Origin of the sequence: Rubripirellula lacrimiformis (genome assembly GCF_007741535.1) — a bacterium.
Taxonomy (GTDB): domain Bacteria; phylum Planctomycetota; class Planctomycetia; order Pirellulales; family Pirellulaceae; genus Rubripirellula; species Rubripirellula lacrimiformis.
Map to the genome: position 1 here is coordinate 4,179,696 of NZ_CP036525.1, position 25,666 is coordinate 4,205,361.

Here is a 25,666-nt window from a genome sequence, read left to right on the forward strand (position 1 = left end):
CACCATTTAGGATTTCGGGGAGGTTTCGAACGATGCCGAAACACACGTGGCGTCGGCTTGGCATGATGGTCGGCGTAGTGGTGGTTTGCGGAATCGCGGTCCTCTGGTACTCCCATCCGACTGCGCCGTCCGTTGCTGGCGGCGGGCCAATCGCTGTCACGTGGCAACACCTGCGGAACGAGTCATGGTCCTACACGCTGGATCATCGCACCAAGGTCCTTGACCTTCGATTCTCTCCTAGTGGAGTTGTCAGTTCTACAATGGGCGCCAGGGATGGTGACCTGATAAGCGTCAGCGGGCTGGTCTACCATTGGCGGATGGATACTCCGAAGCGTCTGATCTTTACCGATCAGGACGGTGTGGCGGTATACTTTACCTTCGACGTGAAGGCTCTGACGAAGCATGCCGCGATCGTGACGGATGTTTCCAGCGGGGAATCGATGTCATTCACAAGGCGTTATCGAGGCGACGTACGCACCAATCCCCCGGGGCATCTCCACGTCATGCGGTTGCACCACTTCATCTCCGGTGGTGGTTGATCCATCGCTGACGACGGGGATTTCCGATACGCTTCCTCCGCTGATTCGCACGCTTGCCTGCACGACGACATGAATCCGTATTCTCCGCCACAGATTGAATCCGCCAACGTGCGGCATCGATGTCCGATATGCGGGCGTAAGGTTGGTTTCCTTCGATTCACGGTCCCCCTAGGGGCCTGCGGTGGGTGTGGAAACTACCTTGCGATTCGGAACTGGAATCGGTGGTCGCTGCCATGGGTGTTGCTCATCGTTGGCATTATCACGGGGCCTTTGCTGGCGGAACTATTGGGCTTGCGAGCACGCGGCTACCCAATGGGACGACTGATTTTTCTGTGGATGGTCTCGATCATCGTCTTCGACAAATTCACGGGAAGATTGGTGCCAGCGATTTGTTGGGGCCTTCTTGCACTGCGAGACGACGATCGGTTGTCGGATGCGGATGACAAAATGCAAGGCGACGCTGTGGGATGAAACGCACATCCCGTCTCACCAATCGCCCCAAAAGATTGCCGGACGCCTTTCCCAATAGCGAAATGAATCCATACGACGCTCCGACCTCATTGCCCGCTGCAGCGACGTCACGATCGGACACGGGCCTGTGCCCGGTTTGCGGAGCTCCTGTCCGTCGCCTTGCATTGGCATGGCCAGTCTTTCGCTGCCAAACATGCTCGAACAGGCTAATCATCAGTGGTTCTCGGCGGTCACGGAACCTGTCGATTCTGACGATACTTTTACTCGTGGCCGGTTCCTACATCCCATCGGAACAAGGATTTCGCACAGGTACCTATTCCTTTGGCGCCATTCTTATTTATGCGATCATGTCAACATTTTGGCTGCACCTATTCGGCCGGCCGAAGTTGAAAGCTTGGTTCGGTCAAGCATCGCCGGACGCGATCAACAAAGCACGCGAAGCTTACCTTCGCAAAACCGAAAGCGACGCGCAGGTAGGTAGCCAGACCTCTTCCGATTGATTCAGCGTTCCCCCGCTCGCATCAATCCCGTCACCTGACAGTCCCCCAAATACAGGGCCGAATCCCCAAGCGAAACGCAACAAAACCATTCACAGCAAACCTCATCCAAGGTCCGCCAACGAACGATCCCTCAGGCGATAGCCTCGGTTACGTCACCCAACAACCGGGGCTATCGCCCAAACGGCTCACATTCAGATATCGATCGGCCGCTCCAAACTCACTCGGCGGTTCTAATTGACGCCAAAGAACAACCAGTCGGTTTGCTCGTGGTCGACCAGAGAATTGAATGTTCGAATCGGTTCGACGTGAACGGTGTCAAAGGTGGCGTTGAGCGCTTCCGAAAAACTGCTGCTTTCGGCATAGGACCAAACCGACAGAACGCCGCCTTTGGTTAGGTGTTGTTTTGCCTTGGCAAGACCAGCCGCGGTATAGAACTCGTGTTCTTCTTCGCCCAGCTGGTCACTCGGTGAATGGTCGACGTCGATCACGATCAAATCCAGCGGATCCGCAGGCGGGCCGAGGAGTCGCTGGTAGACGTCCGCGGAGGTCAGAGTCAGGTTTTCGGCTGCGCTTAATTGCGAAGACAGCGGGATCAACCCCTGACGTAACCAGTCCAACACTTGTGGTAGAAACTCAACCACTTCGACCGACGCCACCTGTGCGTTTTTCAGCAATTCCCACGCTGTGTAGCCGAGACCGAACCCGCCAACAAGCGTTTTCAAATCGCTGCCACCATGGATTTGGATCGACCGACTCGATATCGCGCGCTCCGAATCGGTGTTGTAGCTGCTCATCAAGAATTCGTGGTTCAGAGTCACTTCCGTGACCACGGTACCCGGTTGCGACAAGAGTTCGCGCCGCCGCAAGCACAGCGGACCTAGAGGAGTATCCTCGTAGGCCAATATTTCTAGCTTGGATGGTTTCATCGTTTCACTTCCAGGACTGGGGGGGGGCAGCTGCCGTCGAGAGTCACGATGGACTGTGGCATGAAGCAGATGGACGGAAACGTTTGGAGAAGCGTCGCGTTCGGTCGCCTAGCATATCAAAACGTTGAATGACCGGACGCAAGGACGAGCCGGTTGACGAACAAAGAACTTGAACCAATGTCGCGATCGCGCGTCGCTTCACGCAAGGATTTCGTGGATGACGTCGCCTTCGACGTTCGTCAGTCGTCTTTGTATCCCGTTATGTTCGAAGGTCAGTCGTTCGTGATCGAATCCGAGTAGGTGCAGGATTGTGGCGTTGAAATCATACAGCGGTCGGACATCTTGGATTGCCTTTTGCCCAAGTTCGTCGGTGACGCCGTGGCTGACGCCCGGTTTGACGCCGGCCCCGGTCATCCAGCATGTGAACCCGTCCGGATTATGGTCACGTCCCTTGGATCCCTTTTGAAAGAAGGGCATCCGACCAAATTCCGTGCACCATACAACCAGCGTATCGTCCAACAACCCTCGTGCCTTCATGTCTTTGATCATCGCAGCGGTGGGTTGATCCAACACAGCCGCGTGCTTGTCGTATTGTTCTTTCAGTTTGTTGTGCCCGTCCCAATTTAGGTCGCCACCGCTGGCATAGGCGCCGTTGAAAAGCTGAACAAACCGAACGCCGCTTTCGATCATCCGTCTGGCCAGAATACAGTTGCGTGCATAGGCGGCACGGACCGGATTGGACTCGTCGTCTGCTCCATAGCTTCTCAGCACGTGAGCAGGTTCTGAACTGAGGTCGGATAATTCGGGCATGCTCATTTGCATCCGAGCGGCTAGTTCGTAGCTTGCGATACGAGCGGCAAGCTTCGTGTCACCGGGGTGATTGTCTTGATGCCGCTGATTCATCTGCTGCAACAGTTTTCTGGCCGCAAGATCCGCACCCGGACTGACGTCGGGCGCGCTCAGGTTTCGCAGCGGTTGCTTCGAACTGAAAGGAGTTCCCTGGAACGCCGCTGGCAAAAAGCCTGCACCCCAATTGTTGGATCCGTTCTGCGGAACGCCTCGTGGATCCGGGATCGCGACGTACGCAGGCAGGTCCTGGTTCTCGCTGCCCATCCCATAGCTGATCCAGGACCCCAGGCTGGGGAACCCATCGAGCGGCGTGCCGGTCGACAAGAAATTCTCCGCTGGCCCGTGCGTGTTGCTCTTGCTTGTCAACGAATGCACAAAGGCAAAGTCGTCCGTCAGCTCCGCTAGATGCGGGATCATGTCGCTGACCCATTTCCCCGTTTCCCCCCGTTGCCGAAACTCGTATTGCGGGCGAGCTAAGTCTCCCGCAGGGCCCTGGAACGTGACCGCCGGACCGCCTTTGAGCGGTTGCCCGTCGTGTTTGATCAGTTCCGGTTTGTAATCCCAAGTTTCCAGTTGGCTGACGGCACCGGCGCAAAAAATCACCAGCACATTCTTGGCTTTGGCGGGAAAGTGAGGCTGACGTGCGGCGAATGGACGAGCCGGATCGATCGTCGGTTGATCGGCCAACAAACGATCCGAAGACAGTAGATCCAGCAGCGCAATGGACCCCAGCGCTGTTGCGGCATTGGACAAGAACCCACGACGATCCTGCGTCGATTGTCCGAGTGGTTGTTGCTGATGCGAACCGTTCTGGTTGCGAAGATGCATGGTGGATCCCGACTGCCTGGAATATCTGGCGATGTGGAACAGTTGCCGACGCGTAACGCCGCTAGGGTAAAAACAAGAATTCGTTGCTGTTGAATAACGCACGACAGAACGTTTCCAGCCCATATTGATGGACAATCGGCACCGCATCGGCCAGTTCATCAGCTTCGGGATCGCGATTGAGTGCGATTTGATAGGCGGCGCGTAATTGTTGTTCATGGTCGTCGCCTGCCTGCTGTCGAAGCAATCTTGCAAACGCGGCAGCTTGCTCGATCGTGAACCGGCTGTTGAACAGGTTCAGTGCTTGGATCGGCGTGGTGGACTCGCTGCGTTTAGCCGCGCTTTGACCACCGTCGGGGCAATCGAAGGCTCCGAAGACAGCATCGGTTTCCCGCCGGACCTTGTGGGCATAGACCATCCGCCGAAGCCCGTCACGCTGGAACGATTCCACGGGGGTAAAACCGGACAGACCGCCGCGTTTATTGAACAGACTGAATCCGCGACCGCCCATCGTCAGGTTCAGCTGTCCGTTGACCGCAAGCATGCCATCGCGAATCGCTTCGGCATCAAGTCGACGCGATGGATATCGCCAAAGCAGTTTTACGTCTGCATCCTTGGCCGCGGCTTCGGGTTGATGCGCGGATTGCTGACGATAGGTCGCCGACAAGACAATCATGCGGTTCATGCGTTTGATGGACCATCCGGATTCAATGAACTTGATGGCCAAAGAGTCCAGCAATTCGGGATGCGTTGGTTCGGCGCCGTTGCGACCAAAGTCGTTTGGCGTTTCCACCGGGCCCACACCAAAGTGCCATTGCCAGATTCGATTGGCCATCACCCGCGCCGTCATCGGGTTGTCGGGCTGGATGATCCAGTCAGCCAGCGCGATCCGGCGATCTTGTTCCTCGGTGTCCGCGGGCAGCGTCAGGTCGCCCAGTGCGCTGAGGACCGCGGGAGTCACCGGTTCCTTGGGCTGTTCGGGATCACCACGGCTAAGCCGATGGATGTCGTCTGGTTTTCGGAACGTACCAGCAAAAGCCAACTTCGCACGCTCTGCTTGCGCGATCCTGGCTTCGGTCGACTGTTTCTGTTCCAGCAGCTTTTGTGCTGTGCGTGAATCATCAGGACTTAGACCTGCCAAACTGTACGTCGGCCGCCGGTCGGCATCGGGTTTCCAATCGTGACGATCGGTCGAATCGGCGACGACCATCCATTTGTCCGTCGAATCGTCATTGGCAACTTCGATCTTGTAGCTTGTCGCCAGCCGATCGCTGAACTTTCCTTTTCGATCGCGTCCCCATAGAACACGCGTAATCTCCTGTTCGTCTGCGAACTGCAACTCGACCCAGCCTTTGCCCGATTCGTTGGACATCCAGCTTCGCGAATTTCCATAGGTTCCATCGTTCACGAACTGGGGATCGTGTCGATCGGCAACGACCGTGTCGCCCGACGTGGTCACCTTGGTGCCGACACTTGCCAACGCAATGTTGTTCCCATCTGCGTTGAACACTTCCAGTTCATCGATACAGGGTTCTAGATTGTTGGTGGACATCACGGTGAATCGCAAACGTTTCGCCGGCACGGGCGTGAAGCGATCAATGTTCAAAGACGGTTGAACCGGTGGACGGCGAGGCTGCACGTGGACCAACGGCTGCATTTGATCCAGCGATAGCCCCGATTCCAGCGTGTAGGCGATGGGTAACCGGTCCGCCAATTTCCCATCGCGATCCCGACTCCAGACCACCTGTGCGATTCGTACAGGATCAGCCAATTCGAACTGTACCCAACCGGTTCCGTTGGAATCCGACATCCAACTGCGAGCGTTGCCGTAGCGTCCGTCGTTGACGTGTTCCAGTTTGTGCTTCGCCGACGAACGGCTTCCAGAGGCCGTGACCTTGGTCCCCAACGATGCCAAGGCGACGTTGATCGGGTTCTCTTCGTCCGTCAGGATCTCGAATTCGTCCAGACAGGGTTCGATCAGACCAAGCGATGGGTGCAGATTGGAATCGTGGATCGTGAACCGAACAAATTTGGATTCCACCGGCGGGAACGATTCGATGTTCTGCTGTGCGTTTGCAACCATTGAATCCGCCTGCGGTGTCTGGGCGGGCATCGCTGTTGGGACGAACTGAGTCAGCTTCTGTTCGATCGTCGAAAGCCGTTTTCGTAGCGCCACGACGGAACGCTTTCGGGCTTCGGTTTCCGGGGACTGGACTTCCCGATCGGAATATTCAACGCCGGCCACAAACGCCTGCATCTCGTAATAGTCTTTCGCGGTGATCGGATCGAACTTGTGATCGTGACATCTGGCGCATCCGACACTAAGCCCCAGGAAGGTCTGTCCGATGTTGTTGACGATTTCGTCCAACGCGTCCTGTCTGGCTAAGCGAATCGACGGTGCATCCTTGCCAATCTGGCCGGGCAACAGCACCGATGCGGTGACCAGGAATCCGGTGGCGGCGTCATGACCGGACGCATCCCCTGCGATCTGCTGTTTGATGAATTGGTCGTACGGCGTGTCGCGATTGAGTGCATCAATGACATAGTCGCGATAAGGCCATGCATTGGGGCGTTCGGTGTTGACTTCAAAACCGTGGGTGTCGGCATACCGCACGACGTCCAACCAGTGCTGCGCCCAACGTTCGCCGTATCGGGGTGATTGCAGCAACCGGTCAACAACGGCTGCGTAGGCTGCGTCACCATCCTTTGCGTGTTTAAGAAACTGCGCGACTTCGTTGATCGTCGGCGGCAGACCGGTCAGATCCAATGTCACACGTCGCAGCCACGTGATCGGATCGGCAGGCGGCGAAGGCTTCAGACCGTTCTGTTCCAATTTCGCAAGCACGAATCGATCCAGATCGGACAATGGCCAATCCTGCTGTTGGACCTCGGGAAGCGGCGGTGCCGTCACCGGTTTCAGAGACCAGTGATCCATGCGGTCTTCCAATTTCGCCGAATCCACACCATCGGGCCACTCCGCGCCTTGTTCGACCCAACGGACCAGCAGATCAATTTGGGAATCGGACAGCGGGTCACCATCGGGAGGCATTCGCGAATCCGCGTCAGAACTGCGGACCATTTCGATCAGCGGACTTTCGCCCGAATCGCCTCGAATGATGCTCTCTCCCCATCCGTCGCCACCCTTGAAAGCTTCGGATTTGATATCCAACCGGAGGCCACTTTTCTGGGTTTCCTGGCCATGGCACGAATAACAATGGGTTTGCAAAATCGGTTGCACGTCGCGAACGAAGTCCACTTGGTTTGCAAAGGCCGACGACATCGGCATCGCTGCGTTGGCGATCAACAGTGCGCAGGTGACAGAAATTCGGTACATGGAACCTTCGTTCGAAAATCGCAACAGGGGCTTGTCTGTGCATTCTAGTTGGCTGTCGGCACGCATCTACTTTGACGGTCCACGGCGTCCGATGCAAGCAAGCTTGGCTTCGTGCTGCAGCCACCTCAAGATCCCCTCTTGGGGGTCAATGCACTTCGCTGGGACGGGTTCTGCCGACCATCCACAGGCCTGCGGTTCCTGCATCGGCGTGTGGACTTGATGATTGGGGCGGTCGCGAATGAAGTTGGACGACCGCGGGCATAATTTTCGGCGGCAAAGCAACACGGTTCACATCTGTTGGTTCCGATACGGCTAGAATGGTCGGTCCTGCCGCAGTGGCTCGATGCCGTTGCTTTCCCACCTTTCCAGCGAAAGACTTTGCTGTGCAACACCCGACGACTCCAATCGCGACGCGGACGTATGGATTGGCTTCCAAATTGGCTCTGCTGTTCGCAGTTCTAACCACGACAGTGAGCGTATCGGGTCAGACCAACAACGCGCCGAAGACGGACGTCGGCGACCGGATGTTGACGCAGTACTTTCAATTGGAAACCGCATCGCTGTCGACGGATGTCGTAACGCCTGGGATGACTCTTCCTGAATTAGAAGAACAACAGAGCACCGATCGCAAGCGGTTGGCCGAAATGCTGGGGTTGGACCCGATGCCTGAACGGACTCCGTTGAAACCGGTCATCGTCAGCACCGAACAACGTGATGGATTTCGAGTTCAACGACTGCACTTTCAACCCTCACCAGGTCTGTACGTCGCGGCCAACTACTATCTTCCGCCGAAATGTGACGAACCGCTGCCGACGATTTTGTACGTCTGTGGTCATGCCAATACGGTGAAAGACGGAGTTCGGCCGGGCAACAAAGCGGCCTATCATCATCACGGCGTTTGGTTTGCCAGGAACGGCTACACCTGTCTGGTCATCGACACGATTCAACTGGGCGAGTTTCCCGGCCAGCATCACGGCACGTATCGGCTGGGCAAATGGTGGTGGAACAATCGCGGGTACACTCCGGCGGGGGTCGAGGCGTGGACCGGGATGCGAGCACTCGACTATCTAGAGACCCGCCCGGAAGTTGATGCTGATCGGTTCGGTGTGACCGGGCGATCCGGTGGCGGCGTCTATTCGTGGTGGATCGCCGCGCTGGACAAGCGAATCAAAGTTGCCGTTCCCGTCGCCGGCATCACGACGCTGCACAATCACGTCGTCGATGGATGCGTCGAAGGCCACTGTGATTGCATGTACATGATCAATACCTATCGCTGGGACTACGGACGTGTCGCGGCGTTGGTCGCCCCGCGTCCCCTGCTGATTTCCAATACCGACAAAGACAGTATTTTCCCGTTGGACGGTGTGGTCCAGATTCATCGCCAAGTCCGTGACGTTTACGAACTGTATGGCGAGCCCAACCATTTGGGTTTGCAGATCACCGAAGGGCCGCACAAGGACACGCAAGAACTTCGCGTCCATGCATTTCGTTGGTTCACTCGCTTCTTGAGAGACGATCATGAACTGATCCGAATGCCGGCGGACAAGTGCATCGAGTTGACGGATCTGGCCGTCTTTGACACTCCACCGGCAGACGAGCGAGTGACCACAGCGGATCAGTGGTTCGTGCCCGAGGTCCAGGATCCGGATCCGAATTGGCAGGAATCGCTGTTGCAGAAAACGTTTGCCGGTTGGCCAAGCGGAGATCAAATCCCGGCGCTGGATACCAAGCGAATCGCGACCTCGGTGAAGGACGGAATCCGCTGCGATGTTTACCAATTCGATAGCCAGCAACCGTTTCGATTGCCGCTGTTTGTGTTGTCCGCTGAACCGGAACCCAAGGAAGCAGATCCGCAGGAAACCAAACCCGCAAAAGATAGTTCTGCAGAGCCCCCTTCTGCAGATGCCAACAACGCAACACCAAACCACTGGACGGTCGAAGTGCTGGGCCAGGAAGCTTGGGAAGAAGTTGCTGGTGGGCTAGCATCGATTTTGCCCAAGCAGTTCCCCGATGCCGTTGGATCGGACGACCGTTTCCAGACGCTTTCCAAACGATTGAAGCAGGATCCCACGGGGACGTTGGTGCTGTTCCCACCACGCGGAATCGGACCCACGCAGTGGTCCGGCAACGACACCAAGCGTGGCCACATCCGACGACGGTTCATGCTGTTGGGACAGACGTTAGATGGGATGCGTATCTGGGATCTGCGTCGCGCCATCGCGGCGGTGCGATCGATCCCGGAATTTGACGATGCACCGCTGACACTGCGTGGGTCTGATCACGCTGCGGCTTGGATTCTGTACGCCAGTCTGTTCGACCAACCGGTTACGGAACTGGAATTGATCCATCCGCCATCCAACCACCAGGACGGGATTACTTTGCTGAACGTCAGCCGCGTGGTGGACATGTTCAGCATTATGAAACAAGCCGAATCGCGTTCCAAGTTGAATGTCTGGTCCGACGTTGCCAGCGAAGAAGACTGATTGATCACCAATAGGAAATTCCATGTTGATGCCAAAGTCCATCCATCGTCGGTTGCTCATTTCCACGCTGTTCGCCTTGACGTGGATGGACGGCCCCTCGGCGCCACCGGCATCCGCCCAGGATGCATCGCAAAACCGTGTGACCACTTCGCAAGGCCTCCAGTACGCGAACGTGGATGGCACGGTTTTGAAACTGGACCTGTATGTCCCCGATTTGGAACCGGCGCCGCCATTGGTCGTTTGGATCCACGGCGGTGGTTGGCGAGCAGGTTCACGAAACAAACCAGCCCTCCGCGTGTTGACCGAACACGGCTATGCGGTGGCAAGCATCAGCTACCGATTCACGGACCAAGCGATCTTCCCCGCGCAGATTCACGACTGCAAAGCCGCCATCCGTTGGCTGCGTGCAAACGCGGATCGTTACGGCTATAGCGGAAAGTGGATCGCGGTAGCCGGCAGTTCTGCGGGAGGACATCTGGCGCTTCTGGCCGGCGTGTCCGGTGGCGTTGCGGAATTGGAGGGCGACCTGGGTGACCACTTGGAACAATCGTCGACCGTGCAGGCGATCGTCGACTACTTTGGTCCGTCGGACTTTGTGCTGCGAGGGAAGACACAGCCTGAACGTGCCTATACCGAAGAATCGGGATCCTTTGCACTGCTGGGCGGGACTCCCAATGGCAAGCTGAAACCCGAAATGGAATCCAAAGCGAGCCCCGCGGCGTATGTCAGTCCAGATGACCCGCCGCTGTTGGTTTTCCACGGCACGAAAGACAAGACCGTGTTGTTGGATCAAAGCCAACGGATCGTTTCGCTGTATCAGCAGGCCGGGCTGAAGGCCAAACTGGTGACGATCCAAGACGCAGGCCACGGAGGAAGAAAGTTTTTCGCTCCGCAGCAAATCGATCGCGTCGTCCAGTTTTTGGATCAACAGCGCTAGGCGGCGGTCGCTACCTACGGGGCAATCGTGATTGTCTTGCGTGTTTTGACCGGGTACCACGACTGGATGTCGTTGGCCAAACGCGTGACGACGTCGGGATGTTGGGAAGCCAAGTTCCGCTGCTCGGTCGGGTCCTTGCTTAGGTCGAACAATTGCGGTCCCCGCTCTGTGCGTGGGTGAGTGCTTGCGTACCGATTGACTTCGCCGTCATAGGTTAGCAACAGTTTCCAATTGTCTTCGATCACCCAGCGAAACAGCATCGATGCTTCGGGGTCTTCGATGTCCGCGATATCGTGGGCAAAGCTTTCCCCGAAAATTTGCTTGCGATCGATGGCGTCACCAGAGGAGAGGTTGGGGATCAGGTTCAGGCCTGGCAGATCGGCAGGAATCCTTGCACCCGCGGCCGCCAACATCGTTGGAACAATGTCTAGGCTGGTCGCCAATTCCGGACGATCCGCGGGACGAATCGAATTGGGCCAACGGTAGATGATGGGCGTTCGGATGCCACCTTCATTGGGGGACTGTTTTGAACGCAGTGCGTACTTGGAACTGGTCGGATCTTGGATCCAGCCGTTGTCGGTCAGCGATACGACCAAGGTGTTGTCGCGCTGGCCCGAATCATCGATCAGTTTCAAGACGTCCCCACAGGTTTCATCGAACCATTCGCACATCGCGTAATACTTGGCGACCGATTCGGGTGTATTGTCGTTGCGATACTTCGCCAGAATCCGCTCCGGTGGATTGTGCGGCGTGTGCGGCAGGAACGGTGCGTACCACAGGAAGAACGGTTTGTCTTCCGCGACGGCCATCTCGACAAATTCTTTGACAGGCTGGACTCCATCGCGACCGATTTTCAGGCCCACGTCGCCGTGTCGCCCGCCCGGATTGGGAAATCCCTTGGTCATGCCGTGGGTGAAGCCCGCGTTTTGGTAGCTTCCTTCCCACAGTTTTCCGCTCTGGTGGCTCAGGTAGCCGCGCTCGGCCAACAATTCCGGCAGCGTGTCAAAACGGTCTAGGTACGAAATCAGTTGGGCACGTTGTTGCGAATACTTTTCGGAATTCGGATTCGCATACTTGGGGGATGGATCGTTCCCGGTCACGCCGTGAGTCGACGCGTAGTGCCCGGTCAGCAAGGTCGCAAGCGAAGGTCGGCACAGCGCCGTCGGCACATAGCCACGACGGAACGTCGCGCCTTCTTTGGCCAACTGGTCCAAATTGGGTGTGCGAATTTCAGCATGCCCCATGAACCCATAGTCGGTCCATGCTTGATCGTCCGAAAGCAGCAGGACGATATTGGGGGGCCGCTGTTTGGATGCGTTGTCCGCAGCAGCATCGTTCTGAGCCTGGACGGGGGCCGACGACAAGCATGCGACCGCCAACAACGGTGCGAAAAGGCCTGAGAAACGTTTCGACACGATATTCTTCACGGTGCGATTTTCCTGACGGGAGGGATTCAGTGGAGGGATGCCACTGAGAATAACCAGACTGGTCCATCGGTTGAACGGTCCTAGTCAGATTCGCGTCGAATCCAGCGGGGAGTGGCAATTCGTAGCGCAACTCGCCAAGAGTTTCGGCTGCGCCGCCGGAGGGATGGCCGGGGGGGAGGGCCGGAGGGGATGGCCGAAAGTCTTGGCGACTTGCGCTACGGGTGGGGATCGCGCGGCCGGAGGGGATGGCCGAAAGTCTTGGCGACTTGCGCTACGGGTGGGGATCGCGTTGCCGGGGGGGATGGCCGAAAGTCTTGGCGACTTGCGCTACGGGTGGGGATCGCGCGGCCGGGGGGGATGGCCGAAAGTCTTGGCGACTTGCGCTACGGGTGGGATCGCGCGGCCGGAGGGGATGGCCGAAAGTCTTGGCGACTTGCGCTACGGGTGGGATCGCGCGGCCGGAGGGGATGGCCGAAAGTCTTGGCGACTTGCGCTACGGGTGGGGATCGCGCGGCCGGGGGGATGGCCGAAAGTCTTGGCGACTTGCGCTACGGGTGGGGTTCGCGCGGCCGGGGGGATGGCCGAAAGTCTTGGCGACTTGCGCTACGGGTGGGATCGCGCGGCCGGAGGGATGGCCGAAAGTCTTGGCGACTTGCGCTACGGGTGGGGATCGCGCCGCCGGAGGGATGGCCGAAAGTCTTGGCGACTTGCGCTACGGGTGGGGATCGCGCGGCCGGGGGGGAGGGGCTAAAAGTGCTGGGCCGTTAGATCTGCTGTGGACTCTTACTTAAGCTTCTTCGAACAGTTGCAGATCGGCGAAGTCGTAGACTCCCGAAGCATGGTCGTTGCGACATTTGACAAAGTATTGCCACTGAGATCGCGTGAAGTTCCACAGCATCTCGGTGATCAATCCGTCCTGGGTCGACTCGGGCAACTTCAACGTGACCTCGTCAAACATCAACAGCTTGGGACGACCGATGTGGTCCGGGTGCGGGTTCAGCTTTTCGACAAGCTCTGCCATCGCCGTCCGCAGGTTGTCATGCGGCGATATCGTCGCATTGCAGATGGCATCCTTCCGTTCGGTCCGATGAGTGACTCGAACCGCAGCGGTGGGGGCTCCGTCGTCGGGAACAAACCGGTGGATCAGAATGTCCTTGGATACTAAATGCATCGCAGCGTCCGTAACGCCAGAGGAACGAAATCAAAGTGTCTGCCCTAGGAACGAAGCCTGAAACAGACCATTGATCTAGCGTAACACACCCGACCGGCGAATGCCCGAATCGCTGGGATCTACCGCAGGCGACTCCCTTCGTCCGCGGTCTCAATCAGAAACCATTCGGCGATGCCATCGAATTCCGCCACGCGTCGTTGACCGGACGTGCGGTTTAAGACGCGGGTTCGACGTTGGCGTCGCCGGTCGAACGCGATCCCGAATTGGACTCGAATTGGTGCCCGCGGCGAGGACCATCTTCGGTCAGCGTCAAAATTTCGGGTCCGTCTTCGGTCATCAACAGCGAGTGTTCGAACTGGGCCGATGCACGTCCGTCTTTGGTCCGGACTGTCCATCCATCGTCTTTGTCGCTTCGTGTATAGCGGCTGCCGGCATTGATCATCGGCTCGACCGTAAAGCACATTCCGGGGTAAAGCCGGTCGATGCGGCTTTGGCGATTGGGGAAGTGTGGCACCGATGGGTCCAGGTGAAACTGGAGCCCCAACCCGTGTCCGACATATTCGCGTACGACGGTGAAACCGCGCCGATGGGCCTCGGGGACGACCGTTTCGCCAATCGTGCTGACGCGACATCCAGGCGTCAGTGCTTCGATCGCCAAATACAGACAATCAAACGCACATTGGGTGACCGCACGTCGTTCTTCCGATACGTCGCCGATCAGGAACGTCTCGCTTTGGTCACCATGCCATCCGTCAACGATCGTGGTGATGTCGACGTTGATGATGTCACCGTCCTGCAGCACGTATTCGTCCGGAATCCCGTGACAAATCACGTCATTGATGCTGGTACAGCAACTTTTCGGGTAGTTCTGATATCCCAAGGTGGCAGGCACGTGACCATTGTCGATCGTCCAGCCATGGATCATTTCGTCGATCTGTCGCGTGGAAATCCCCGCGGTCACATGCGGTCGGATGTAATCCAGTAGGCGCGCGTTCACACGCCCGGCTCGACGCATCGCGTCCTGCTGCTCGGTCGTAAGAATCAGCTTCTTTTGCTTCTTCAACATCGATCTCGTACTCAAGTTTTTCCCACCGGGTGACGGCAAGCAGCCCGGCGGAGCTTACATGGGATTTAGAAAAGAGGAGCTCCGCTGCACCATATCTTACCAGCCCACGATGGCTTGCCCAAGTCACTTCCCCGTCTTGCCGATCCCGCAAAATGGGCATTCCCCCAAGGTCATGTTCGCCACCCCAAATTTGGTCCGTTTCGATCGCTTGTCGGACCTGAACATCCCGGTGATGTGCACAGGATCGATCCACACTGGCGACGTGTTTTCAGCGATTTAGCGGATCATTTTGGATACAGAGCGTCCCCAGCGGAGCCTCCATTCAGCCGACATCGTCTCCTTTTTCGTTGCGATCGCAACGAATGGGCTGATTGCACGGTTTGCGTCGATGGCGTGTTTTCGGCCGAAAAACGTTTCAACAAGCTCAGACGACCAGAACTCGGGGCAATCAAAGGGGTTAGATGAACTGGGACGCAGGATCTTGCGACAGGTATCGCCAGAGTCCGGTTTCTCAAACAGCAGTCTGCCGGACTGTAACTAAGATATCGCTCATCGCCCCTCCATTTTCTCATCAGACGCGGTCTTTCACACCCATGAAGTCGAAACTCGCATTTTTGGCGCCGTCTTTTGCATTGGTTAGCTTGCTGTGCACGACCGGAAATCCGCTCGCCGCCCAGCAGCCAGCCACCGATGTCGCGCCAGCTGCCGCAGCGGTGCCTGTCACCGATGTCCCAGAAAAGGCAGCCGAGAAACCGGCCGAAGAATCGCAGTCCGATCGGGCCGAACCGTTGGTGAAGCCTACGGCCAAGGTGGGAGCCGACCTGCGGTTTAACTTCTCGGGCGCCGAATGGCGTTCGGTGTTGGAGTGGTTTTCCGACGAAGCGGATCTGTCGCTGCAATTGGATCAGATTCCGATGGGCAGCTTCACCTTCACCGATCCGACGCGGTCCTATTCGATTGACGAAGCGCTCGATGTGCTGAACCTGTCGTTGATGAAACGCGGCTATTCGCTGGTTCGACGTGGTCGGTTGCTGCAGGTCATCGATCTGGAGGCCGAGAACGCGAACAAACTGATCAGCGAGATCGCCGAACTGGTCAAACCCGAAGACCTGGACGCACGCGGCCGAAGCGATATCGTCAGCTCGGTCTTTCCGTTGGGCAGCCTGACTCCGTCGGCCGCTCGCGAAGAATTGGTGCTGATGGTCGGCCCTTGGGGACGCGTGGTCGTGCTCGATAGCGCTCGCCAAGTCAAAGTGACCGAAACGGTCAGCAAGTTGATCGCCATTCGCGAACTGTTGCAGGACGCTTCTTTGGCGGACACCAATGTGGTCGAAATCGTGCTGAAGAATCGCGGTGCCGAAGAACTGCTGGAAATCGCGCGTCCTTTGCTCGGTCTAGAAGCGGGCACCAACGCCGGCGAAGATGTTCGCATTTCAGTCGGCCCGCTGGGCGATCGGATCTATGCAACGGGGTTGCCGGGCCAAACCGGACTGTTGGAATCGATCATCGCCAAGGCGGATCAACCGCTGGCGATCGCATCCGCCGACGACGGTGCCGAGGTCGCGCTGCCCACCTTCCGCACCCACCCAATTACCAATGCTGATAGCGCGACCGTGTTTGACGTGTTGCAAACCTTGCTTGCCGGCACACCGGACGCTCGAATTGCGATCGATCCAAAGACCGACGCGATTGTCGCTTTCGCTCGTCCCGATACACACGAGATGATCAAACGAAGCATTGCCGAAATGGAAGGCAACGGCGAATCGTTCAAGGTGCTGGATCTGCGTCGGCTCGATCCGGCGCAAGCACTGTTGACGATCAACAAGTTCTTTGGCGTCACCGAAGAGGGCGGCGAAGGCCCGACAGTCGATGGCGATCCCGCCAGCGGCAAGTTGTGGGTGCGAGGCACTGACGCCGAGATCGCACTGGTTGAGAAACTGTTGGCCGAACTCGAAGGCGATGACCACCTCAGCGAACTCAGCGACAAGGTTCGGATCCTGCCCTACACCGGACGCGCCGCCGAAGACGCACTGAATCAAGTCCAAGAACTGTGGCCCGTGATGGGACGCGCCAATCGCATCCGCACCGTCACACCATCGCGGCCCTCCGGTGGCAGCGGCGGGATCCCAGAACGACGTGTCATCCGCGAATCGGACTTGGAATCGGTCGACGATCGACCACGGTCCGTCCCTGCCGGTTCGGAAGCAAGAACCAACCGTCGCCGCACTTCCGGCAACGCGAACACCCTGGTCGTGGTGCAAGCCGACACGCCAGAGGATTCGTCGGATACCAATGCCGCGGACGCCGATTCGGACTCGCTGGCTGTCGCCGAAAATGAAAACACCACACCCACCACCAGCCAAACCATTTCGGTGGCCGGCAGCGACATCGTGGTTCAATTCACACCCGCCGGAATCCTGATCGCATCGGAAGACGTCGAAGCACTTAACGCATTCGAATCGTTGATGGGATCGCTCGCCGGTCCGTCAGCGGTTCAGTCCGATCTACCAACGGTTTTCTGGTTGAAGTACTGCAAAGCAGACGAAGCGGCCGAGCTGATCTCGAAGATCCTTGGCGGCGCCGATAGTTCGGCATCGTCGGCCATGGATTCGATGATGGGCGGACTCGGCGGCGGAATGCTAGGCGGATTGCTTGGCATGGGCGGCGGTGGTGGTGGCGAATCGTCGTCGGCAAAATCGATCCTAACGACCACCGGTTCGGTCAGCATCGTTCCCGACGCGCGTCTGAACGCATTGATCATTCAAGCCGGCCCGATCGATCTGCAAATGATCGAACTGATTCTGGAAAAGATCGATCGCCAGGAAAGCCCCGAAGACGTTGAAACAGCAGCCAAACCGCTTTTGATTCCGGTCATCTACCAGGATGCCAAGGAAGTGGCCGATGTGGTCAAGGCTGTCTTTGGTGACCGAATCGCTGGTCAAGACAGCGGTGGCGGAGGCCGAGGTGGTGGCGGTGGCGGCCAACCATCACCCCAAGACTTCATCCAAGCCCTGCGTGGTGGTGGCGGTGGACGTGGCGGACGCGGTGGCGGCGGAGAAGCCGCCGGCAGCGAGCCGAGCAAAATCAGCATCGCTGTTGACCAAAAGAGTAATTCGTTGGTTGTGATCGCCACCCCCCAGGACTTTAATGAGGTCCGGGCACTGGTCGAACAATTGGACGCCGGCGGGATGACCACCGAAGAAACGATCAGCACCTACACGATGAACGGTGCGGTCAACCCAGACGTGCTAAAATTGGCGCTCGAATCCATTTTGGGCACTCAAGCCAAATCAAGCTCGACAACGGCTACTAGCAGCAGTTCATCGACTACCCGTCCGACGACATCCACAGGTGGCGGCGATGCCGCAGCCAGTTCAGCAGCCGACATCCAACGTCGCATCGAATTCTTTCGATCCATGCGAGGTGGTGGTGATACGGGTGGCGGACGCGGCGGAGCACCGGGTGGCGGACGTGGCGGAACAACCGGTGGTGGACGCGGTGGAGCACCGGGCGGTGGCGGTGGACGAAGAGGCAATTAAGGGCCGCTTCGCGAGACCCTGGTTGGGGTAGCGGAACTCGTTGATGGTTTGTCGATGGAATCAGTCGTTTAGGCGATAGCCTCGGTTTCATCATCCAAGAACCGGGGCTATCGCCCAAATGGCTCAAATACAGAATTACAAACGGAACAAAATCGACGAACCGTCAAGAGTCTCGGCCTCGTTGTGACTGACGACAGTCCTAGCGACTTTTGCCCGCATGTTTCGTGGACACGGAATACTAGCCGCGAATCGCGATCTTTCCTTTGATGACCATGCTTTCCCAGTAAACTGCTTCTATGACCATGCACGCAGGCGAAATTCTTAAACGACGAGGCCTTTTGACAGCGGAACAGTTGTCGCAAAGCCAAACCAGTGATTCGGGCGGCGTTCTGCAGTCCGCGGTGTCGCTGGGATACGTCGATGAACTCGATGCCTTGCGAGCCCTGGCTGATGAAGTCGGCCTGGACTTTGTCGATCTGCGCGAAGTCGACGTGGACCTGACGGCGCTGGAAGGATTCCCACAAAAACTGATCTATCGCAGCTCGCTGTTTCCGATCGGATTCGACGGTGATTCGATCGTCGTCGCAACCTCGGATCCGTTGGACCTGTACCCGTTGGACGAAGCCAGTTCGTCGACCGGCAAGAACATCATCCCGGTGGTCGCCCAACGCGACGAAATCGCCAAACTGATGAATCGGCACCTTGGGGTCGGTAGCGAAACCATCGAAGGGTTGATGGCGGCCAAAGGGGACGAGGAAAACGAAGTTGAACTGCTAGAGAAGATTGAATCCGACGGCAGCGAACTCAGCGAAATGGCCCAGGAAGCCTCCGTCGTGCGGCTGGTGAACGAGATCCTGCTGGAAGCGATCCAGTCGAGGACCAGTGACGTTCACATTGAATCGCAGGGCAGCGGATTGGTGGTTCGGTTCCGCATCGACGGCATCCTGCACACCCAGCCCACCCCGCCGGAAATCAACCGATTCCAAGCAGCGATCATCAGCCGCCTAAAGATCATGGCGAAGCTGAATATCGCCGAGAAGCGATTGCCCCAAGACGGGCGGATCAAGCTGCGAGTCCACGGACGCGACGTCGATATCCGGCTGAGTGTGATTCCGATGATCCACGGCGAAAGCTTGGTGATGCGGGTGTTGGACAAATCGTCGATGGTATTCGAGCTAGAAAAGCTGGGGATGTCCCGGGCAATCTTCGAACGATTCAGCAAGATTATCGAACTCCCCCACGGCATTATCCTGGTCACCGGGCCGACGGGATCCGGGAAGACGACGACGCTGTACAGCAGCTTGTTACAGATCCGCAGCCCCGAAACCAAAATTATCACCACCGAAGACCCCGTCGAATACCAGCTTGACGGCATCAACCAGATCCAAGTCCACTCGAAGATCGGACTGACGTTCTCGACGTCCTTGCGAAGTATCCTGCGGCATGATCCGGACGTGGTCCTGGTGGGGGAAATTCGCGACTTGGAAACCGCCGAAAACGCGATCCAAGCCTCTTTGACCGGTCACTTAGTGTTCAGCACGCTGCACACCAACGATGCCTCCGGTGCATTCACGCGTATGGGCGACATGGGCGTCGAACCGTTCTTGGTCGCCGGTACGGTCGAAGCCGTCATGGCACAGCGGCTATTGCGACGACTGTGCAAACATTGCAAAGAAGCGTTCACGCCAACCAGTGATGACGCGCCGCCGGACTTTGCGTGGGACAGTCTGGGCGACCGCCAAATCTATCGACCGATCGGATGCCGTGAATGCCGCGGTTTCGGATACAGTGGACGAATGGGGATCTATGAGTTGTTGGTCACCAATGACGAGATCCGCCAAAAGGCGCAGGATCGCGCCAGCAGCTGGGATATCCGCCGCGAAGCAATCAAAAACGGCATGCGGACTCTACGCATGGACGCCTGGGATAAAGTCGTTGCTGGCGACACCAGCGTCGAAGAAGTGCTGCGAGTCACCAAGGGCGAACAAGTCTAGCTAAGTTGGATCCTGCACCGCGACCGTCGAACCTGGCCTCGTAACCTTTCCTTCTAACTCCCAAGACGTTTCTTCCCGTGCCCACCTTCACCTATTCCGCCCGCGACATGTCGGGCAAACTGATCAACGGTACCTTGGATGCCGCCGGCCAGCGTGAAGCGACGGCGATGTTGGCCGAAAAGTCGTTGTTCCCTGTGGAAGTCAAAGAGGCGGTCGGCAACACTTCGATTGCCAGCCTGACGGGGCGAAAGAAGAAGGTCAACGGACAAACGATGGCGTTGTTCTACAGCCAGTTGGCGTCGTTGCTTCGGGCCGGCGTGCCCATGATGCGATCGTTGACGGTGCTGGGGAACCAAAGTTCCAACTCGACGCTCAAAGAGGTGATGGGCGAAATCAAGGGCAAGGTCGAAGATGGCCAGCCGCTTGGCGACGCGATGTCAAAGTTCCCGCGCGTGTTCAGCGAAATGGGATGCAATATGGTCCGGGCCGGCAGCGAAGGCGGCTTCCTAGAGGATGCGTTGGAACGTGTCGGAGCGTTCACGGAACTGCAAGAAGACCTGAAGGGACGCACGGTCAGCGCGATGGCGTACCCGATCTTCCTGTTCTCGGTCGGTAGTGTGGTGCTGACCGCGTTGTTGGTCTTCTTTGTGCCGAAGTTCGACATGCTGTTCGAACGCCTGCGCAAAAAAGGCGAGATGCCGCGGATGACGGAGTGGTTGCTAAGCTTCAGCGGATTCCTACAAAGCTACGGCTGGATCCTGTTGATCGCGGTCGCTATCGCCGGGTTCGCGATCAATCTAAAGATGAAAACCGACGCCGGGAAAGATCTGGCGGACCGAATCAAACTGAAGATCCCCGTGCTAGGCGACATTCTAATGAGTCTAGCGGTGGCCAGGTTCTGTCGGGTCCTAGGCACGCTGCTGGGCAACGGCGTCCCGATCCTCAAGTCACTCGAAATCGCCGGTTCGGCCGCCGGCAACCGACTGCTAACTCGATCGATCGCAGACGCGACCGAGAACATCAAGAGCGGCGAGAGCTTGGCAACGCCACTGCGCAGCAGCGGCTATTTCCCTCAGTCCGTCGCGGAAATGATCAGCGTCGGCGAAGAAAGCAACTCGCTAGACACCGTGCTTCCCGACATCGCCGACTCACTAGAAAAGACAACCTTCCGGAGGTTGGATCTGTTCGTGCGACTGCTAGAACCCATGATGTTGCTGGTGATGGCAATCTTGGTCCTAGGAGTGGTCCTAGCACTGCTAGTACCAGTGCTGAAGAGCAGCACAACGCTGTAAGAGCCGCAACAAGCCTCCCGCAGCGTGCCTCCCACGCCTTGCCTCCCCTCTCCCCCGGTTTGAACGCGAGTTCCACTCGCATTCAAACTGGGGGAGAGGGGTCGGGGGTGAGGGGGCCAAGCAACACAGCCAAGCATCGGCGTCACAGCGCACCATCCCCGGCGCACCAAACCACGCGATTACAGCCGGCATCCAGGCCCCCCTCACCCCAACCCTCTCCCCCCGCCCCCATCCAAGCTCCACTTGGATGGGATCGGGGGGAGAGGGGGCAAAAGAAGCCAAGGTTGCAAGCGCGCACAGCACGATCGGACGCAGGGCGTCGAAGCACCACATGCCGTGGCCCAACACCACAAAGCCGCCCCGCCTACCGAGTCCCCCACCCCTCTCCCTCCCACGTCGTGCCTCCCCTCTCCCCCGGTTTGAACGCGAGTTCTACTCGCATTCAAACCGGGGGAGAGGGGTCGGGGGTGAGGGGGCCAAGCAACACAGCCAAGCATCGGCGTCACTGCGCACCATCCCCGGCGCACCAAATTACGCGCTCACAGCCGGCATCCAGGCCCCCCTCACCCCAACCCTCTCCCCCCGATCCCATCCAAGCTCCACTTGGATGGGATCGGGGGGAGAGGGGGCAAATGGAGCCCAGGCTGCAAGCGCGCAAAGCAAGAGCGGACGCAGGGCGTCGAAGCACCACATGCCGCGGCCCAACGCCACAAAGCCGCCCCGCCTACCGAGTCTCCCCCCCTCTCCCTCCCACGACGTGCCTCCCCTCTCCCCCCGTTTGAACGCGAGTTCTACTCGCATTCAAACTGGGGGAGAGGGGTCGGGGGTGAGGGGGCCAAGCAACACCGCCAAGCATCGGCGTCACAGCGCACCACCCCCGGCGCACCAAACCACGCGATTTAAGCCGGCATCCAGGCCCCCCTCACCCCAACCCTCTCCCCCCGATCCCATCCAAGCTCCACTTGGATGGGATCGGGGGGAGAGGGGGCAAAAGGAGCCCAGGTTGCAAGCGCGCAAAGCACGATCGGACGCAGGGCGTCGAAGCACCACATGCCGCGGCCCAACGCCACAAACCCGCCCCGCCTACCGAGTCCCCCACGCCTCTCCCTCCCACGTCCTGCCTCCCCTCTCCCCCGGTTTGAACGCGAGTTCTACTCGCACTCAAACTGGGGGAGAGGGGTCGGGGGTGGTGGGGCCCCGCCTAAGGAGACTCTTGCTGCGCTTCGGCGGCTTCACGTGCCGACTCGAATTCTTTCAGCTGACGTTCCAGCGGTGGCGAATGGGGCACTAGCTTGATGGCGCGTTTTTGCATCCGGATCGCGTTGTCGTAGTCACCGATGGCGAAGTAACAGCGGCCGCAGGTGTCGTACTTGGCGCCGTCGGCATCCAATTCCAACGACTTCAAGCTGTATTCCAGCGCCAATTGCTTGTCGCCTTCGGTGTTGCTGATCAACCATGCGTATTGGTTCATCAACTCCGCGACACTCGCTAGGCCCATCTGTCGCTGGCCTTGAACTTGCATTTCAGCCGTCTGAACCTGCGACGCGGCTCGTCGTACGGCGGCATCCAATTTGGACTTCACATGCCGCCGCCACTCCTCGTCACCGTCGGTTCGGTACATCGTGATCAGAATGTCGATGTTTGACGGCGACAACGTGTATGCCTGAGTCAGTAGCGGGCGAGCCTCGTCCAGATGGCCCGTTTTGATCTTCGCCAACGCGCCGTGATACAGCACTTCGCTGCGGAAATGGTTGTAGCGGAAAAAGATTCGATTCAACTGCTGCTTGAAATCATCGTCTTTGTCGACGCGTTCAATCAACGGAGTCAAAACAGCAACCACTTCTTCGTGCCTCTGCAATTCCGCTAACATCGACGCTAGCTGATCGCGAACGACTGCGGACGGTTGACCGCCGATTTCTTCTGCATCGATGACCTTTCGGTACTCACGCTCGGCCCAAAAGAAGAGGCCGCGTTTCTGCAGACTCATTCCAATCTCGACGTGTGCCTGGGCTGTATCCTCGATCTCCTTAGGCGTCATCGCCTTCTTTTCTTCTTCCGTTCTTGGCAGCGGCAGGATCGATAACGCCAAGTCCGCCAACTCGCTTGCTCGTTCGTCGTTGCCAGCAACCTTCTCGGCTTCCGCCGCCCCGTAAAGCAACACCGGATGGGGATCGAACATGGGACGGAACTGGTCTCGCAAATCCAAGACGAATGGATGCAGTTGATGATCGATTGCCCAGGAACAAGCGTCGGTGATGTTCCGCGTGGCGGGAACGATTAGATCGATGTTCTCGCGAGCCAAACTTAGGGCTACCTCTCGCTGGCCTGCATCGATGGCTCGCATCGCACAGATCTGAACCAGTTCCAGGACGGATTCGCGACTGGACACCGTCAAAGATGGCGAGTCCATTTGGTCGCGTTGCTGTTGAATCAGCTGACGCCATCGCTCGGCTGAATACTCACCCGCCGCCAAATCTTTGGCGTACACGCGTAACCATTCGGACGCTTGCCGTTGGTTGTTGCCCAACCCTTCGTTGATCAGTTCCGCGCTTCGACTGCGCTCGCTCGGATCGCTGTGCATCTTCTGCTGCATCAACGTCAGCGCCGCCACTCGGCTTAAACGCAGCGAGGTTTCGAACTTGGCCAATCGGACCAGCGCGGGTAACCCCTGGCGATCGGGAAACTCCGCCAACATCTCGATGCGACTTGTGCGTTCCGATTCGCTTTGGGCGCCGTATTCGTGAAGAGTATCGCGAATCACCTGCGGGTCCGAATCCTTGGACCAGCTTACGATCAAACTGCTGACCAGATATCGAGCCGCCATTTCGATTTCGATATCAGGGTGAAACTGGGCTAGGTTCAGCTTGTCGAAGGCTTCCAGCCCCATGCGTTGCAGTCGTTCCATCGCGAGGCTGCGAGTGGCATAGCTGGCCGCCCCGAGCTGTTCGATCAACTGCGTGACCTCGGTATCCCCCTGAAAATCATCCGCCGCTATCGCCACGCAACCACCGGGCGGCTCGCTCGCCGCCTGGACGAACAACATGGCCGCCAATGCGATTGGCAGACGACGATCCGTGAACATGCGATCAATTGGCATAGCGGGTGGTGACAGAATGAGTAGCGTGCGGAGCTGTTTCTACGCCTTCCAATCTAACTGCCCCGACAAGTCAGAAGGCAGCCGGAACAGGCATTTCCGATGCCCATTCTGGATTTCTTAGCACGTCGTCGAGACCGTCAAACACTGCTGGCCGCGTAGCTAGCTGCCATTTTCTGGACCGCTTCGGCGACCGCTTCGCGGAAGATCGGTGGCGAAATGACTTCAGCGTCAGCCCCCAGCGACAGCACTTTCGGAAGCACCTCCCGCGGGTGGGATGCCGGGATCGTCATCATGGTCGATCCATCCTCGTGCGATTCCAATTTCTGTTCCGGGTGCCAAGGGTCCTCACGAACGTAGGCGGCGGCACGTTGCCCCAAACGAATTTGGACCATCGTTGGATCCTCGCCCGAAAAGATGCCGATGCTCTTGCCCAGATGTTTCGACAGTTCAATGCTGGGGTCGGGCTTGAAGTATTCGTCCAATGCGGTGGCATGCCGAAACCGGTCCAGTTTCCAGTTGCGAAGCCGTTCGCTCGGCTCCGTCACTTCGGGCGCCGCAGCAACCACATAGATACTGCTCTGATAGACCGCCAATCCGTACGGTTCGATCCGCCGCGTGGACGCCGGTTTTCCGACCGATTCGTATTCGACCTCGACCACGCGATGCTCGACGATCGCTCGGTTGATCGTCTTCAACATCCCTTCGTGATTTTCGTAGGACTTGCTCGGTCCGCCGAACACATGCAACGTCTTTCGGTATCGCGAATAGTGATCGAAGACACCATCGGGAACCGCTTCTTGGACCTTGTTCCAGAACGTCTCGATACCGCGCCAGTACTGGGTTCCCACCAATGGGTACAGCAGTTCGCGTCCGATCGACAACGCAATCATCTCGGACGCCGACAGGCCGACTTCGTGAACCCCCTTGTTGTTCTGCCCCAGCTTGTAGACTTTGCCACGTTCGACCGTCTCGTTTTGGATGTCGAACCCGGCCGCTTGCAACGCCTCGACGTCACGCCGCACCGTCCGTTCGTGCAGATTCGTCAGCCCCAAATCCAGCACCAAGTCGCCACGCAATTCGTCCAACGTGCGGCCGAAATGCGAGTATTCCAGCAATTGCAGCAGCTTGTGCTGGCGAATCAGTTGTTCGTTGCGTGCCATCGATCAGTTCCCCGTCCGTGCAAAAGTCCAGTGACGTCCATTGTCGCCCAGTTTGC

16 protein-coding genes are annotated in these 25,666 nt (G+C 58.0%); 8 read left to right on the forward strand and 8 right to left on the reverse strand.

What is annotated here, in order from left to right:
* The first annotated feature begins 32 nt into the window (after nucleotides 1-32).
* Nucleotides 33-539 carry a hypothetical protein gene (locus K227x_RS14515; protein WP_145170513.1) on the forward strand — a complete coding sequence of 169 codons (507 nt, stop codon included), beginning with the start codon at nucleotides 33-35 and terminating at the stop codon, nucleotides 537-539.
* A 312-nt stretch (nucleotides 540-851) separates the two neighbouring features.
* Entirely contained in the window at nucleotides 852-1,010 is a 159-nt protein-coding gene (locus K227x_RS31160) for a hypothetical protein (RefSeq protein WP_246146811.1), read from the forward strand.
* 730 nt (nucleotides 1,011-1,740) lie between these two features.
* Here the strand turns inward: K227x_RS31160 and K227x_RS14525 are convergent.
* From K227x_RS14525 to K227x_RS14535, 3 genes are all read right to left on the reverse strand, one after another.
* Complete coding sequence (locus tag K227x_RS14525; RefSeq protein ID WP_145170517.1) at nucleotides 1,741-2,436, reverse strand: polyamine aminopropyltransferase; 696 nt, start codon at nucleotides 2,434-2,436, stop codon at nucleotides 1,741-1,743.
* Between the two features lie 198 nt (nucleotides 2,437-2,634).
* The gene (locus tag K227x_RS14530) at nucleotides 2,635-4,113 is read right to left on the reverse strand and encodes a DUF1501 domain-containing protein (protein WP_145170519.1); all 1,479 of its coding nucleotides are present in this window, start codon (nucleotides 4,111-4,113) and stop codon (nucleotides 2,635-2,637) included.
* Nucleotides 4,114-4,174: 61 nt separating this feature from the next.
* Complete coding sequence (locus tag K227x_RS14535; RefSeq protein ID WP_145170521.1) at nucleotides 4,175-7,444, reverse strand: DUF1553 domain-containing protein; 3,270 nt, start codon at nucleotides 7,442-7,444, stop codon at nucleotides 4,175-4,177.
* A 383-nt stretch (nucleotides 7,445-7,827) separates the two neighbouring features.
* On the opposite strand from K227x_RS14535, the gene K227x_RS14540 reads away from it, so the two are divergent.
* Both K227x_RS14540 and K227x_RS14545 read left to right on the forward strand, forming a co-directional pair.
* The gene (locus tag K227x_RS14540; RefSeq protein ID WP_218934015.1) at nucleotides 7,828-9,927 is read left to right on the forward strand and encodes an alpha/beta hydrolase family protein; all 2,100 of its coding nucleotides are present in this window, start codon (nucleotides 7,828-7,830) and stop codon (nucleotides 9,925-9,927) included.
* Nucleotides 9,928-9,949: 22 nt separating this feature from the next.
* Complete coding sequence (locus tag K227x_RS14545) at nucleotides 9,950-10,864, forward strand: alpha/beta hydrolase (RefSeq protein ID WP_246146812.1); 915 nt, start codon at nucleotides 9,950-9,952, stop codon at nucleotides 10,862-10,864.
* 14 nt (nucleotides 10,865-10,878) lie between these two features.
* On the opposite strand, the gene K227x_RS14550 is transcribed toward K227x_RS14545, so the two are convergent.
* From K227x_RS14550 to map, 3 genes are all read right to left on the reverse strand, one after another.
* On the reverse strand, nucleotides 10,879-12,291 hold the full coding sequence (locus K227x_RS14550; protein ID WP_246146813.1) for a sulfatase family protein: 1,413 nt from the start codon (nucleotides 12,289-12,291) through the stop codon (nucleotides 10,879-10,881).
* A gap of 787 nt (nucleotides 12,292-13,078) precedes the next feature.
* Entirely contained in the window at nucleotides 13,079-13,462 is a 384-nt protein-coding gene (locus K227x_RS14555) for a hypothetical protein (protein WP_145170523.1), read from the reverse strand.
* Nucleotides 13,463-13,676: 214 nt separating this feature from the next.
* A complete protein-coding gene (gene map, locus K227x_RS14560; protein ID WP_145170524.1) occupies nucleotides 13,677-14,528 on the reverse strand; it encodes a type I methionyl aminopeptidase in 852 nt (283 codons plus the stop codon).
* Between the two features lie 109 nt (nucleotides 14,529-14,637).
* Here map and K227x_RS30565 point away from each other — a divergent pair, with 109 nt between their 5' ends.
* From K227x_RS30565 to K227x_RS14575, 4 genes are all read left to right on the forward strand, one after another.
* On the forward strand, nucleotides 14,638-14,808 hold the full coding sequence (locus tag K227x_RS30565; RefSeq protein WP_218934016.1) for a hypothetical protein: 171 nt from the start codon (nucleotides 14,638-14,640) through the stop codon (nucleotides 14,806-14,808).
* A gap of 313 nt (nucleotides 14,809-15,121) precedes the next feature.
* Complete coding sequence (locus tag K227x_RS14565) at nucleotides 15,122-18,067, forward strand: secretin N-terminal domain-containing protein (RefSeq protein ID WP_246146814.1); 2,946 nt, start codon at nucleotides 15,122-15,124, stop codon at nucleotides 18,065-18,067.
* Nucleotides 18,068-18,363: 296 nt separating this feature from the next.
* Complete coding sequence (locus K227x_RS14570; RefSeq protein WP_145170528.1) at nucleotides 18,364-20,061, forward strand: GspE/PulE family protein; 1,698 nt, start codon at nucleotides 18,364-18,366, stop codon at nucleotides 20,059-20,061.
* Nucleotides 20,062-20,138: 77 nt separating this feature from the next.
* The gene (locus K227x_RS14575; protein WP_145170530.1) at nucleotides 20,139-21,353 is read left to right on the forward strand and encodes a type II secretion system F family protein; all 1,215 of its coding nucleotides are present in this window, start codon (nucleotides 20,139-20,141) and stop codon (nucleotides 21,351-21,353) included.
* A 1,201-nt stretch (nucleotides 21,354-22,554) separates the two neighbouring features.
* Here the strand turns inward: K227x_RS14575 and K227x_RS14580 are convergent.
* Both K227x_RS14580 and K227x_RS14585 read right to left on the reverse strand, forming a co-directional pair.
* Nucleotides 22,555-24,450 (reverse strand): tetratricopeptide repeat protein, encoded by a 1,896-nt coding sequence (locus tag K227x_RS14580; protein ID WP_145170532.1) that lies wholly within the window; start codon nucleotides 24,448-24,450, stop codon nucleotides 22,555-22,557.
* A 137-nt stretch (nucleotides 24,451-24,587) separates the two neighbouring features.
* Nucleotides 24,588-25,610 (reverse strand): helix-turn-helix transcriptional regulator, encoded by a 1,023-nt coding sequence (locus K227x_RS14585; RefSeq protein ID WP_145170534.1) that lies wholly within the window; start codon nucleotides 25,608-25,610, stop codon nucleotides 24,588-24,590.
* Nucleotides 25,611-25,666: the final 56 nt, after the last annotated feature.

Bases quoted from the DNA above. Each gene is read 5' to 3' on its own strand.
- K227x_RS14555 (WP_145170523.1), bottom strand. From the start codon at position 13,462: ATGCATTTAGTATCCAAGGACATTCTGATCCACCGGTTTGTTCCCGAC.
- K227x_RS14530 (WP_145170519.1), bottom strand. From the start codon at position 4,113: ATGCATCTTCGCAACCAGAACGGTTCGCATCAGCAACAACCACTCGGA.
- K227x_RS14545 (WP_246146812.1), top strand. From the start codon at position 9,950: ATGTTGATGCCAAAGTCCATCCATCGTCGGTTGCTCATTTCCACGCTG.
- K227x_RS30565 (WP_218934016.1), top strand. From the start codon at position 14,638: ATGGCTTGCCCAAGTCACTTCCCCGTCTTGCCGATCCCGCAAAATGGG.
- K227x_RS14585 (WP_145170534.1), bottom strand. From the start codon at position 25,610: ATGGCACGCAACGAACAACTGATTCGCCAGCACAAGCTGCTGCAATTG.
- K227x_RS31160 (WP_246146811.1), top strand. From the start codon at position 852: ATGGGACGACTGATTTTTCTGTGGATGGTCTCGATCATCGTCTTCGAC.
- K227x_RS14565 (WP_246146814.1), top strand. From the start codon at position 15,122: ATGAAGTCGAAACTCGCATTTTTGGCGCCGTCTTTTGCATTGGTTAGC.
- K227x_RS14535 (WP_145170521.1), bottom strand. From the start codon at position 7,444: ATGTACCGAATTTCTGTCACCTGCGCACTGTTGATCGCCAACGCAGCG.
- K227x_RS14525 (WP_145170517.1), bottom strand. From the start codon at position 2,436: ATGAAACCATCCAAGCTAGAAATATTGGCCTACGAGGATACTCCTCTA.
- K227x_RS14570 (WP_145170528.1), top strand. From the start codon at position 18,364: ATGACCATGCACGCAGGCGAAATTCTTAAACGACGAGGCCTTTTGACA.
- K227x_RS14580 (WP_145170532.1), bottom strand. From the start codon at position 24,450: ATGCCAATTGATCGCATGTTCACGGATCGTCGTCTGCCAATCGCATTG.
- map (WP_145170524.1), bottom strand. From the start codon at position 14,528: ATGTTGAAGAAGCAAAAGAAGCTGATTCTTACGACCGAGCAGCAGGAC.
- K227x_RS14515 (WP_145170513.1), top strand. From the start codon at position 33: ATGCCGAAACACACGTGGCGTCGGCTTGGCATGATGGTCGGCGTAGTG.